Source organism: Nocardioides sambongensis, assembly GCF_006494815.1.
Taxonomy (GTDB): domain Bacteria; phylum Actinomycetota; class Actinomycetes; order Propionibacteriales; family Nocardioidaceae; genus Nocardioides; species Nocardioides sambongensis.
Genome location: NZ_CP041091.1, coordinates 869,066 through 882,488 on the forward strand (window position 1 = coordinate 869,066; position 13,423 = coordinate 882,488).

The following is a 13,423-nucleotide window of genomic DNA, read 5'->3' on the forward strand; positions in this document are numbered from 1 at the left end:
CCCGATGAAACTCAACGAGATCTTCCTCAAGGACGTCACCCGCTCGATCGAGGGTGTCGTCAAGGCCGACGACGTCGACCACCTTGGCATCGAGGTCGAGGAGTACGTCTTCACGAACGACGCGGCCAAGGGTGTGGCCCCGTTGCTGGAGGAGTACACCAACTACACGAACGCCAATGGCGTGTGGATCTCCGGCTTCTTCGGCTCCGGTAAGTCACACCTCCTGAAGATGCTCGCCCACCTCCTCGGCGACGTTGAGGGTCAGGCGTTCCCGCGCGATGAGGTGAGCGAGAGCTTCCTGGGCAAGACCGATGACGCGATGCTCATCGCCTCACTAAAGAAGGCCGCCGCCATCCCGGCGAAGAGCCTGCTCTTCAACATCGACCAGAAGGCCACGCTGATCGCCAAGGATCAGACGGACGCGCTACTCAAGGTCTTCGTCAAGGTATTCGACGAGAGCCGCGGCTACTACGGCAACGACGGAGCCGTCGCGCGCTTCGAGGAGGATCTCGACAAGCGCGGCCAGTACGACGCGTTCAAGGCCGCGTTCGTGAAGCACGCCGGGATCGACTGGGCGCAGGGACGAGAGCAGACGGCGCTCGAAGGCCACAACATCGACAAGGCATTCGCCGACGTCAACGGGGAGGCCAACCCCGGAATCATCGCCCAGTACCAGAAGTCGTACGCCGTCTCCATCGAAGACTTCGCCACGTCCGTGAAGGTGTGGATCGACAAGCAGGAGCCCGGCTTCCGGCTCAACTTCTTCGTCGACGAGGTCGGCCAGTTCATCGCCGACGACGTGAAGCTCATGCTCAACCTTCAGACGATCGCCGAGTCCCTCAACACGAAATGCAAGGGACAGTCGTGGGTCTTTGTCACCTCCCAGGAGGACATGGACAAGGTCATCGGCGACCGGACCAGGCAGCAGGGGAACGACTTCTCCAAGATCCAGGCACGGTTCAGCGCAAAGGTGAAGCTCACCAGCCAGGACGTGGAGGAGGTCATCAGCAAGCGCCTCCTTGAGAAGAACGACGCAGGTGCAGCCGAGCTCATGGCCATCCACGTCAAGGAGGGTGCCAACTTCAAGACCATCTTCGACTTCGTCGACGGTGCGAAGACCTACCGAAACTACGTCGACGGCGGACGCTTCATCAGCACCTACCCGTTCGTGACCTACCAGATCCCGATGTTCCAAGCCGCCATCGAGGGACTGTCGGACCACAACATGTTTGAGGGCAAGAACAGCTCGGTCGGTGAGCGGTCCATGCTCGGTGTCGTTCAGGAGGTCGCCAAGCGCATCGGCGCGGAGCAGGTCGGCTTCCTGGCCACGTTTGACCAGATGTTCGCCGGGATCAGCGCGGCGCTGAAGTCCGCAGCTCAGAGTGCCATCCTCCAGGCCGAGAAGCACCTCCCCGATCCGGGATCCGATGTCACGATCCTCGCCAACCGCCTGCTGAAGGCGCTGTTCCTGGTCAAGTACGTCGACACGTTCAAGGCCACCCCCGCAACCTCACGGTGCTCGTCTACGACCGTTTCGGTCTCGACCTCAACGCGCTCGGCAAGCAGGTGCAGGAGGCGCTCAACTTGCTGGAGACGCAGTCGTACGTCCAGCGCAATGGCAACGTCTACGAATACCTGACGAACGAGGAACAGGAGATCGAGAAAGAGATCAAGTCAGTCGACGTCGACTCGTCCGAGGTCTCAAACAAGCTCTTCAAGTACCTCTCCTCCGACATCCTCAAGACGAACAAGCTCAAGTACGCCAAGAACGGCCAGGACTTCCCGTTCGGCTACAAGCTCGACGACATCGTCCAGGGCAATCAGCGCGAGCTGACCGTCCACTTCATCACGCCCGAGACGAACTACACCGACACCGAGATCGCCGCTCAGAGCATGGGCAAGGACGAGCTACGCGTCTTCCTTGGTCGCGACAAGCGGCTGCTCGCGGACTTGCGTTTGCTGCTTAAGACGGAGAAGTACACCAAGCAGCGCACCAACTCAGGTGCCTTGCCTTCGACCCAAGCGATCCTCCAGTCCAAGCAGGTGCTCAACGCCGAGCGCGAGAAGGAGCTCATCGAGCGCCTCCGCCAGGCCGTCGGCAAGGCGCAACTGATCATCAACGCCGCGAAGATCACCTCTGGCTCTCAGGATGCCGTCACGCGCGTGAGCGACGGATTCCAAGAGCTCGTCAACCGGACCTACACGAACCTCGGCCTGCTCGGAGGAAAGGTCTACCCGGAGCAGCAGGTCGCGGCGGCGGTCCAGAATGACCAGGGCCTGTTCAGCGCGGGATCGCTGAGCGCGCTCAGCTCGCCTGGCACCGAGATGGAGTCGTGGATCATCTCCCAGACCAAGCTTGGAGAGCAGGTCACCGTCAAGAAGATCGTGGACCGGTTCGAGTCCAAGCCCTACGGGTGGGACCTCGGCTCCATCGAGGTCGTGCTCGGTTGGTTGGTCGGTCACGGAAAGGTCGCGCTCGCGGTCGACGCGAACCCGGTTGTGCGGACCGAGGCCGCATCCATCATCCGTAACACCGGCAAACAGCAGCACACCGTCGTCGCGCCGCAGAAGGCGTACGACGCCACGAAGGTCGCCAAGTTCAAGACGTTCTGCACTGACTTCTTCGACGAGGGCGCCGTGCCGAGCGACTCGACCGAGCTGGCCCGCTTCGGTAAGGACAAGCTTGCGGCCAAGCGCGACGAGCTCAACGCCCTCGTGAGCAGTAGCCGCTATCCGTTCGTCGGCCAACTCTCGGGCGTCGTCAGCCTGCTCGACCAGGTCGTCGGCAAGCCCATCGACTGGTACCTCAGCGACTTCGACAAGGCCGACGAGCTGCTCGAGGCCAAGGAGGACATGGTCGATCCGATCAAGTCCTTCCTCAACGGCCAGCAGGCCAAGATCTTCGATGAGGCGGATGCCCTCCTGAAGGCCAACGCTGGCAACCTCGGCTATCTCCCCGCCGGCAGCACTGACACCGTTGAGGCGCTGCTTGCGGACCCGAATGCCTTCCGCGGTAACAAGATGAACCAGCTCAAGGCGGCTGTGGATACGCTCCGCGGCCTGATCGAGAGCAAGGTGAGCGAGAGCCGTGCCGCAGTGAGGAGTGGGATCGAGAACAAGTTGGCGAGCCTGCTCGAGGAACCGATCTTCATCGGAGCAACCGCGGAGGCGCAGAAGTCGGTCACCGGCCGCATCGACATCGTGTTCGCGAGCCTGGACGGTGAGCGACTCGTTGCGGTGATGGAACAGACCGGTGCGCACTTTGTCTCGACGATCTATCCCGCTCTTGTCGACGAACTCGCAGAGTCCGCGAACCCATCGGAGCCGGTGAAGCCATCGGTCGCCCTCAGCACCATCAAGGTGCCCACTGGGCCAGCCTTCATCGAAAACGCGACGGATATGAACCACTATCTGACCGCACTGCGAGCAGTACTCGTCGAGACCCTAAACGACGGAAAGCGAATCACGCTCTGATGGAAACCGCACCGCTGAAGTCGTTTGCCACCGCGGCTCGCACCGAACTGATCCGCGAAGTGGGCGCGCGGATCACCGCCGTGCTCGCCCAGGGCTCGCCCGAGCGTGTGGAGCAGCCCAAGGCCGTGACCGCGCTGGAGCGGGCCATCGCCGGAGCCGGCGGAGGCGACAAAGGGAAGGCCCATGTCGCCGACAAGGTCGCGTACACCTGGTTCAACCGCGTCGTCGCGCTGCGGTTCATGGACGCCAACGGCTACACCGCGATCGGTGTCGTCTCGCCTGCGACCGATCAAGTCGGCCAGCCCGAGGTGCTCGCCGCAGCCAAGCGTGGCCAGCTCGACACCGACGTGGTCAAGGGGACCAACGGCACCACGGTCACAGGGCTGCTAAACGGCACTCGTCAGCCGCGCCCCGGCGTCGACGCCCAGGCCGAGGCGTACGCGCTGCTCCTTGCGGACTACTGCCGTTTCTGGAACAGGGCCATGCCGTTCATGTTCGAGCGGGAGGGCGACTACACAGAGCTGCTCATTCCGGCCAACCTGCTCGCCGAAGACTCCGTCCTCAGCCGGTCGGTCTCAGTACTCACCGAAGACGTTTGCGAGGACGTCGAAGTCATCGGCTGGCTTTACCAGTTCTACATCTCGGAGCGGAAGGACGAAGTCTTCGCCGGGTTCAAGAAGAACAAGAAGGCCGGCGCCGACGAGATCCCCGCAGCCACCCAGCTCTTCACCCCGCACTGGATCGTTCGCTACCTCGTCGAGAACTCCCTCGGGCGTCTCTGGATGCTCAACCGCCCATCTTCGGGTCTCGCACGCCAGATGGACTACTACATCGCCCCGGTCGACGAAGAGACCGACTTCCTCAAGATCAGCAAACCGGAGGAGCTCAAGGTCATCGACCCGGCCTGCGGCTCGGGACACATGCTCACCTACGCCTTCGACCTCCTCTACGCGATCTACGAGGAAGAGGGGTACGCGCCGTCCGAGATTCCTGGCCTGATCCTCGCCAACAATCTCTACGGCACCGAAATCGACCCCCGCGCGGGAGCCCTCGCAGCCTTCGCGCTCACTATGAAAGCGGCGGCAAAAAGAAGGCTGTTCCTCAAGGACACAGTTGAGCCGAACATCTGTGTACCCGACCCGATCACATTCAGCCCCGACGAGTTGACCTATCTGATCACCAAGGACGGAGAACGGCACGCGGAAGAGGCAGTCTGGAACCAATTTGCCGAAGCCGACACTATCGGCGCGCTAATCCAGCCCGACGCGGCGTTGGTCGCGCGTCTGGGTAGGCACCTGGACACGTTGACTGATCGAGGCGACATCTTCAGGGCAGACGCTCTCGAGTGGGCGCGGCGCGTGCTCGCTCAGGCGGAGTACCTGCTTCGGCGGTACGCGGTCGTTGTCGCGAATCCGCCGTATATGGGCAGTGGAAACATGGGGAGGGCGCTCACGGAATTTGTCAAGTCCGAGTACCTCGAATACAAACAAGATCTTTACGCTTGTTTCGTCAGGCGCGGCCTGGATCTCACCCTGCCCGGCGGAGTAGTTGCGATGGTCACTGGCGACACATGGCTATCCATCAAGTCGTTTGAAGATCTGCGACACAACTTGCTTAAAACCGCGGCAATCAAGAGTCTGGTTCACATTCGAGATTCAGGAAATTTGCCCTCTAAGTTCGGCGCAAATACAGCATACGTGCTCGGCGCTACGCCGATCTCCAACCCGCAGGTTCGGTCGGTTTTCGTTCGCACGTCGCTGCCTGGCGTGGAGGCAAAGCGCAAGCAATTCCTGGGGCTACATCTGGACGGTCAAGACAGGACGGCTGGTTCGAAGCGACTCCGGCGGAGTTTGAAAGAATCCCGTCGGCACCCATCGCCTACTGGTTGAGCGACGTTCTGGTGAGCGCGTTTTCAGAACGACTACTCGACACTGAGTTCGTGTCAGGCGGACGCCTCAAGACCCACAACGATGTCCGGTATGTGCGGTACGTGTGGGAGGTCTCTCATTCCAGCATTGGGAGTGGGTGGCGACACCTGTCGCATGGGGGCGAGTTTCGCCGGTGGTACGGGAATAGGTTCCGGGTCGTTCGGTGGGACGACGCTGCGCGTTCGGAGTACGCATCGCATGGCGGACTCCACAACGATCGCTATTGGTACCGGATGGGCATCACTGCCTCGAAGATCACGTCCAGCACGAACTCTTTCCGGATCAAGGAACAGGACCAGGAGTACAGCTCGCTTGCGCCGACGGTCTTTGTGGAGGGAGACGATCGTGAACGGCTAATCCGCGCTCTCGGTGTTCTGAATTCAACAGCCGCCCAGCAGATCTTGTGGGTCCTGAACCCCTCGATGACATTGAACGTCGGTGACATTCTTCGCGTGCCAGTGTTGGAACGCGCGCGGGTCAGCACGAGCTGTGTCGAAGATCTTGTTGAGTATGCGCGGGCGGACTGGAATTCCTGCGAGACGTCCGACTCGTTCGGTGTCAACCCACTGCTCGATGGTTCCTCTGGGGACGGAACATTGTCGGAGGCGTATAGCCGCGCGCGGCGTCGATGGGGTCATGCAGTAGAGGAGGTGACCAAGCTTGAGGAGAGTCTGAATCGCGCTGTTATTGATGCGTATGGCTTGGACGAAGAGCTCGTTCGCGCAGAGGTGAGCCCTGAGGCGGTAACTCTCACATTCAACCCTTCGTACCGATACCGCGACGCAAGCAAGACTCCTGCTGAGGCGGAAGCCGCCCTTCGAGCCGACACAGTCAGGGATCTGGTTTCGTATGCGGTCGGCTGTGCGTTTGGTCGCTACAGTCCTGATGCGCCGGGGCTGATCCTCGCTGATCGTGGAGCGACGTTGCAGGACTACCTCTCTAAGGTTCCGTCGCCGTCCTTCCCGCCTGACACGGACAACGTCGTCCCAATCGTCGACGGCGATTGGTTCGAGGACGACATCGTGGGGCTAGTCCGCCAGTTCCTGCGGACTGCGTTTGGTGACCGGCACTTCGAGGAGAATCTCGAGTTCGTTACCTCGTCGCTTGGCGTGAAGAACCTCCGGGACTACTTCATCACCCGTGCCGGCAGGTCCAAGTTCTACGACGACCACGTCCAGCGGTACAAGAAGCGCCCGATCTACTGGCTCTTCTCGAGCCCCAAGGGATCGTTCAACGCCCTGATCTACATGCACCGCTACACGCCGTCGACGGTCTCGACGGTATTGACCTACCTGCGGGAGTACGTCACGAAGCTGGAATCGTCCCTCCAGCAGGCAGAGCGCGCTGGCAACGCGAAGGAAGCCGATCGGCTGCGCAAGATCCTCGTCGAGCTGAACGAGTACGAGCACGACACGCTCTACCCGAAGGCATCTGAGAATGTCGTCATCGACCTCGACGACGGAGTCAAGGCGAACTACCCGAAGTTCGGTACGGTGCTGAAGAAGATCACCGGCTTGGAGGCTTCCGGTGACTGACCTGAACTCCGTCCGAGACGCCCTACAGAGTCGGCTCGCTTCCAAGCGCATTGTGTTCTGGCATGACCCCGCCGGGGAGTACGACGCTGAGCTCGACGCGCTCGATCTTGACGACGTGACGGTGGTCCGCGTGCAGGACAACGAGTTCGACGTGAAGTGCACCCTTCTCGCCGACCACGTCACCAAGCACCTGGTGTACCGCTCGGGCGAAGTCGCACGCGGCACCGGGAACTGGCTGCTTGACCTGGAACTCGCCTATGGCGTCTTCACGGCGGACAAGACGTCCATGCTCCAGCAGGAACTCGGACTCAACGACCCGGCCTTCGCTCCGGTCATCGAGCAGCACCAGAAGTTCTTCGCTGCGAACAGCCGGAAGCAGGCTCTTGAGAAGCTCCTGAGCGACGGGGACGACGCCACCCGCCTCCGCGCCAAGATGTGCCAGGTGCTCGTGAAGGCACCCGGAAACAAGCTGACAGACATCACTCGGGAACTCCTCGCCGAGAACGCCGCAGGCAAGACTGGCAAGTTCGACGATCTGGTCAGCTTTGGACTCGACGAGTTCTTCTGGGAGGGGCTCGCCGGCATCTACAAGTACCCGAGCAAGGCCCCAACGATGGACGACTTCATCCTGTGGATGTTCAGCCGGGCCATCGAAGACTTCGCGTCAGCCACGCCCGACGAGTTCCGCAACGTCCGCAGCGACTTCAACAGCCTCCGCTACGACGTCCGCAGCCAAGAGATGATGACGGCGCTCGCGTCGCGGGCCGCCGAAGAGCTCGACGTTAAGTCCAAGATCGAGCACCGCGGCTATCGCGACTTGGCCAAGGTCACGATTTTCGAGGAGATCGACCGCAAGGTGATTGTCGACCTCGCTGCCGCCGTCGCCGCTCAGTCGGTGACGCCGCGTGAGGTTGCCGACGTAGTGCGTCAGCGCCAGGAGAGCCTGTGGAAGGCCAAGTACGCCAAGTTGTACGCCGCCATCCAGAGCGCGTCGGAGCTGCTCGCTGCGATTGCCGCTCTGCCGAGCGCGATTGCTTCGGCCGATCTTGGGCTTGAGAAGTACCAGTCCGGCTGGTTCCGAATCGACCAGCAGTACCGATGGTTCACCCACGCCTACCAGACCGCCGACTTCCAGAAGCCCCTCGAATCGCTCAAGGCCGAGGTCGACAAGCAGTACGCCAACAAGTACCTGTACGAATTCGGCGGGTGCTGGCAGCAAGCAATGGAGCCCACTGGCGAGTGGAAGTCGGCGGCTCTGGCGCCACAGGCCAAGTTCTTCGAGCGCTACGTCGAACCTGTCGTGAAGGATGGACGAACCAAGGCGGTCGTGATCATCTCCGACGGTATGCGGTACGAGGTCGCTGACGAACTTGCGTCCATGATCCGCAGCGAGGACCGCTTCGATGCGGAGCTTTCGGCAGTGCTGGGATCGCTGCCGAGCTACACCCAACTTGGCATGGCGTCACTGCTTCCGCAGTCGAGTCTGGAGCTCGATCCGAATGCCCTGCCGGTGCTTGCGGACGGGAAGCCGACGAACGGCACCGCGAACCGTGACAAGGTCCTCCAAGCGGTCAAGGGTCACGCGATCGCTGCTGCCGATGTACTCGCGATGCCTGGCGACGAGCTGCGTGAGCTCTATAAGCAGCACCAGATCTTCTACGTCTACCACGATCGCATCGATGCGGCCGGAGACAAGGCGCCGACCGAGCGGACCGTCTTCGAGGCTGCGGAGGAGACCCTCCGGGAGTTGCTGCTTCTTGTGAAGAAGTGGACGAACGCCAACGCCACCAACATCCTGCTCACTGCCGATCACGGGTTCCTCTACCAGGACATCCCGCTGGAGAAGTCCTACTACGTCTCGGAGTCACCTCAGGGTGACGCAGTGACGAAGGTCAATCGTCGCTACGTGTTGGGCCGGGCGCTGAAGCCTTCCCCTTCGTTCATGACGTTCACGTCAGCCCAGGTAGGTCTCGCTGGTGACATCGACATCCAGATTCCGAAGTCGATCCACCGCATCCCACTGCCGGGCGCCGGTACGCGCTACGTCCACGGCGGCGCATCGCTCCAGGAGATCGTCGTCCCCGTGGTGACGGTCAACAAGAAGCGCAAGAGCGACGTCCGCCGCGTCAACGTCGACCTCATGCCTGAGACCGACAAGATCACCACTGGACAGCTTGCCGTCAAGCTGCTTCAGCGGGAGCCGGTGGCGGACAAGATCCAACCGCGCAAGGTCCGCCTCGGCCTGTACGTCGGTGACACGCTGATCTCTGACCAGCCGATCCTCACCTTCGACAGCGCGGCCGAGGATCAGCGCCAGCGATACCAGTCGACGACCCTGTACCTGACCCAGGACGCCGACGACTTCAACAACCGCCCGGTCGAGCTGCGTCTCGAAGAGCCCATCCCGAACACGACACAGTGGAAGTCGTTCTCGAAGGGCAACTACACCATCAAGCGTTCGTTCACGACGGACTTCGACTTCTAGGAGGTTGCTGCGATGACCGGACAAACCGACCTCGCCGAGGCCGTCGACGATTTCCCCGACGGCGTCGATGACGCGCCAGCTCATGCGGGTCCGCCTGCGAAGTCCGCCCTCGATCAGAAGATCAACGACGTCTTCGGCGGCGCAGTCGTACGCAAGGACTTGGTCAAGGCCGTCAAAGGCAACGCCATCGTGCCCTCGTTCGTCCTGGAGTACCTCCTGGGCCAGTACGCCGCTTCAGACGACGAGGCGACGATCCAGTCCGGCATCGAGAGCGTTCGCAAGATCCTCGCGGACCACTACGTCCACCGAAACCAGGCCGAGCTGATCAAGTCGAACATTCGTGAGAAGGGCCGCTACCGCGTCATCGACAAGGTGCAGGTCCAGCTCAACGAGAAGGACGACACGTACGAGGCGGAATTCGCCAACCTCGGCATCAAGCAGGTTCTCGTGTCGCCCGCGACCATCAAGGCTCACCCAAAGCTGCTTGTCGGTGGAGTGTGGTGCATCTGTGACATCGAGTACCAGCACAGCGACAACGCTCGCGTCGTTCCGTGGATTCTCGGCTCGATCAAGCCGATCCAGCTCTCCAATTTTGACTTCGATGGGTACGTCAGCTCGCGCCGGGAGTTCAGCACTGACGAGTGGATCGACCTGCTGATCCAGTCCATCGGCTTCAACCCGGAACTGTTCGGACGCCGCGCCAAGCTCATCCAGCTCGTGCGGCTCATCCCGTTCGTCGAGCGCAACTACAACCTCGTCGAGCTTGGCCCCAAGGGCACCGGAAAGTCGCACATCTTCTCGGAGTTCTCACCCCACGGCATGCTGATCTCCGGCGGTGAGGTCACCGTCCCCAAGCTCTTCGTCAACAACTCCAACGGCCGCATCGGACTCGTCGGCTACTGGGACGTCGTCGCCTTCGACGAGTTCGCCGGCAAGAAGAAGCGCACCGACAAGGCGCTTGTCGACATCATGAAGAACTACATGGCGAACAAGTCTTTCAGCCGCGGCGTCGAAACCTTGGGCGCAGAGGCGTCGATGGTCTTCGTTGGCAACACGTCGCACAACGTGCCGTACATGCTCAAGCACTCGGATCTGTTCGACGAACTCCCGGAGAGCTACCACGACTCGGCGTACCTCGATCGTCTGCACTTCTACATCCCCGGCTGGGAAGTCGACACGATCCGCAGCGAAATGTTCTCCGACGGCTACGGGTTCGTTGTCGACTACATCGCCGAAGTCCTCAAGTCGATGCGCGACGCCGACTACTCCGACCGCTACCAGCAGCACTTCACACTCGGCTCGGACATCTCCACCCGCGACCGTGACGGCATCCACAAGACCTTCTCCGGCCTCATGAAGATCATCTACCCCCACGGCGAGGCGACGAAGGATCAGATCGAGGAGATCCTCCGATTCGCCGTCGAAGGCCGCAAGCGCGTCAAGGACCAGATCCTGCGAATTGACTCCACGATGGTGGAGGTCAAGTTCGGGTACGCCGACAAGGCCGGCGACTGGCGCGCCGTCACGACCCTTGAGGAGGACGAGTACCCGGCCTACTACAACCACCGGAGCGGCAGTACCGGTAGCGACATGGCGACGGAGGACGGCTCCGCCGTCGAGGCAGCGTCGACAGGATCGGCGGTCGACGCAGCGCCGAAGTCCGAGCCGTTGTTCGAGGGGCACCGGGACTTCCAGGAGAACCAGCGTGGCGTCTCCTATGAGAGCCTGCTGCTGCCGTACCTGCGCGGAGCTACCGACATCAGGATCGTCGACCCCTACATCCGTCTGCCTCACCAAGGACGCAACCTGGTCGACCTGCTCGCGCTGGTCGCCTCGGTCAAGGATCCGGCCGACGAGGTCGCCGTCAAGCTCGTCACAAAGGAAGACAAAGGCGACTTCCAGCAGCAGCATCTCCTCATGCTCAAGGACATCCAGGACGGTGCGGCCTCGTTCGGCATCAAGTTCAACGTCGAGTGGGACGAGACCATCCACGACCGCTCGATCACCACCGACAACGGATGGAAGATCCTGCTCGGGCGCGGGCTCGACATTTTCCAGAAGGGCTCGGGGAGCCAGTACGACATGGGCGCGCGGCGCCAGGAGTTCCGTCAGGTCGTCGCCTTCGGTGTCACGTACATCAAGGAGAGTCAGGGCGCCTGATGAGTGTCTTCGGTCCATTTGGTGACCTGCCCGAACCTACAGAGGTCACCTATGCCGAAGGTCGTTACACGACTCGGACGTACGCCAGCCGCAGCTTCACGATGCAGTTCGGCCGCGATCAAGGGCAGCCGGCCAGGTATGTCCATCGGGTCTTCGATGAGGTAGTGACCGAGGACGACGACGAGTGGGAATGGACGAACGACGTGGTGTTCACAACTCCGGGAGGACGCAAGCAACTTGAGTTGCAGGTGGCCCGCGAAGCAGGTGCTGTGCGGAAGCTCCGTATCCAGAAGGTCCCGACTTCGGGCGACATGACCAGGCTGGAGCCCGTCCTTGAACTCGACCGCGACCAGGCGACGCGCCTCATCGACATGCTGCGGGCGCTGGACTCGATCCCGATTGAAGGCGAAAGCACGGTCGTCGTGGATGACCAGCTCCTCCGTGATGTGTTCGCCGACCCCGCTGCGATCGCCAGCGTGTACGCCAACGACCCCGAGCGTTTCCGCGCTTTGATCGAGAGCGATGCCGACGCGAGCGATGTTGTCGCGCTGCAACATCGGCGCGTGGTCGCTGCAACGATGCGACTTTGGCTGGAGGACGACGACGCCTTCGCTGCAGCACGCGCCGCAGCAGGAGGCCCGGAGAAGGCTTGGCAGAAGCTGCTTGAAGAGAACCCGTGGGTGCTCGGAATCGGCCTTGGTGGTCAGCTCTTCACCTCGTGGGAGGCAGGGCAGCTTGAACAGACGGTCGTCGGGAGGAGCATCAAGGGTGTTGGCAAGCGTGCTGATGCGTTGCTGCGAACGGCAGGCATCGTGCGATCGCTCGCGTTCGCAGAGATCAAGCATCACCAGACAACGCTCCTCGGTGAGGAGTACCGCTCTGGCGCTTGGAGCCCGTCGAAGGAGGTCAGCGGCGCGGTTGTCCAAGTCCAGCAGACCGTCCACCTCGCGAGCCGTGAGCTCGGTGACTACATCCAGGACCAGGCGGACAACGGCGAGTTGCTCAGTACCGGGACGTTTCTCCTCCAGCCGCGCTCCTACGTGATCATCGGTTCGTTGGCCCAGCTGGCCGGCGACAGCGGTGGGCCGATCCCCGACAAGGTGCGGAGCTTCGAGATCTTCAGGCGGAACCTCCACGAACCCGAGATCATCACATTCGACGAACTCGTCGCCCGGGCCGAGTGGCATGTGGATGCCGCGGCGGCTGCGGCCGACAGCGACCAGGTCCAAGCAGAGCGGGCCTCGGACGATCCTTGGGGGTCGACGAACGACCCGTGGTAGGGCTGGGGGATGCCGTATGCTTGTGGGCAGTGGCAACCCAGCGCTTGCCCGTCTCCGAGCCGATCGGCCCCCGCGTGGCCTCCGGCGCCGAGGACAAGGTCCACCGGATCGCACTGGTCTATCGCTCTTCCCAATACACCAGGGTCGAGACGCGGGGTCGATCCGGGAAGCAATGCCATGACCAAGAACGCCGCTGCCAAGAACGTGATCCGTGACCTGATGCAGCGAGAAGGCCTCTCCTACTCGGAGGCGAAGCGCCGCATCGCCGTACCCTGCGACCACTACCTGATGGTGGGCGACGACTACGACGGTGGCGTGACGGTTTTCTGTCACACCTGCAGCCTTCCGGCGGATGCGATCAGTGCTTCAGATGCCGAGCACGTCTACCTTGAGTGCGAGGTGCACTCGCTGAGCGAGGCCAGGCGCACCGGGAACCTGATGGAGTGCATGAATGCGTACCCCATCGGCGACGAGGGCGACGGCTTCGGCCCCGCACTGATGTCCTGCGAGCCGGAGTATCCCGGCTGGTCCGACTAGGTCGGCCCCTGCCGGATGCCTCGC

Annotated in this window: 6 protein-coding genes and 1 pseudogene; all 7 read left to right on the top strand. The window is 62.0% G+C overall.

The genetic code is table 11. The features are described 5' to 3' along the window. Positions 1 to 4: 4 nt before the first annotated feature. Positions 5 to 3,474, top strand: a pseudogene (gene brxC / locus FIV43_RS04020) (BREX system P-loop protein BrxC). Beyond that, a complete protein-coding gene (gene pglX / locus FIV43_RS04025) occupies positions 3,474 to 5,363 on the top strand; it encodes a BREX-1 system adenine-specific DNA-methyltransferase PglX (protein ID WP_141013089.1) in 1,890 nt (629 codons plus the stop codon). Before brxC ends, pglX begins: the two are co-directional and overlap by 1 nt. Before the next feature lie 272 nt (positions 5,364 to 5,635). Further along, positions 5,636 to 6,937: a BREX-1 system adenine-specific DNA-methyltransferase PglX gene (locus FIV43_RS04030; RefSeq protein WP_141013090.1), complete on the top strand. Its 1,302-nt coding sequence runs from the start codon at positions 5,636 to 5,638 to the stop codon at positions 6,935 to 6,937. Then, positions 6,930 to 9,422 (top strand): BREX-1 system phosphatase PglZ type A, encoded by a 2,493-nt coding sequence (gene pglZ, locus FIV43_RS04035; protein ID WP_141013091.1) that lies wholly within the window; start codon positions 6,930 to 6,932, stop codon positions 9,420 to 9,422. The genes FIV43_RS04030 and pglZ overlap by 8 nt, the downstream gene beginning before the upstream one ends. A gap of 12 nt (positions 9,423 to 9,434) precedes the next feature. Continuing rightward, entirely contained in the window at positions 9,435 to 11,582 is a 2,148-nt protein-coding gene (gene brxL / locus FIV43_RS04040) for a BREX system Lon protease-like protein BrxL (RefSeq protein ID WP_141013092.1), read from the top strand. After that, complete coding sequence (locus FIV43_RS04045; protein ID WP_141013093.1) at positions 11,582 to 12,862, top strand: Shedu immune nuclease family protein; 1,281 nt, start codon at positions 11,582 to 11,584, stop codon at positions 12,860 to 12,862. The genes brxL and FIV43_RS04045 overlap by 1 nt, the downstream gene beginning before the upstream one ends. Positions 12,863 to 13,039: 177 nt before the next feature. After that, entirely contained in the window at positions 13,040 to 13,399 is a 360-nt protein-coding gene (locus tag FIV43_RS04050; RefSeq protein WP_141013094.1) for a hypothetical protein, read from the top strand. The last annotated feature ends 24 nt before the right edge of the window (positions 13,400 to 13,423 follow it).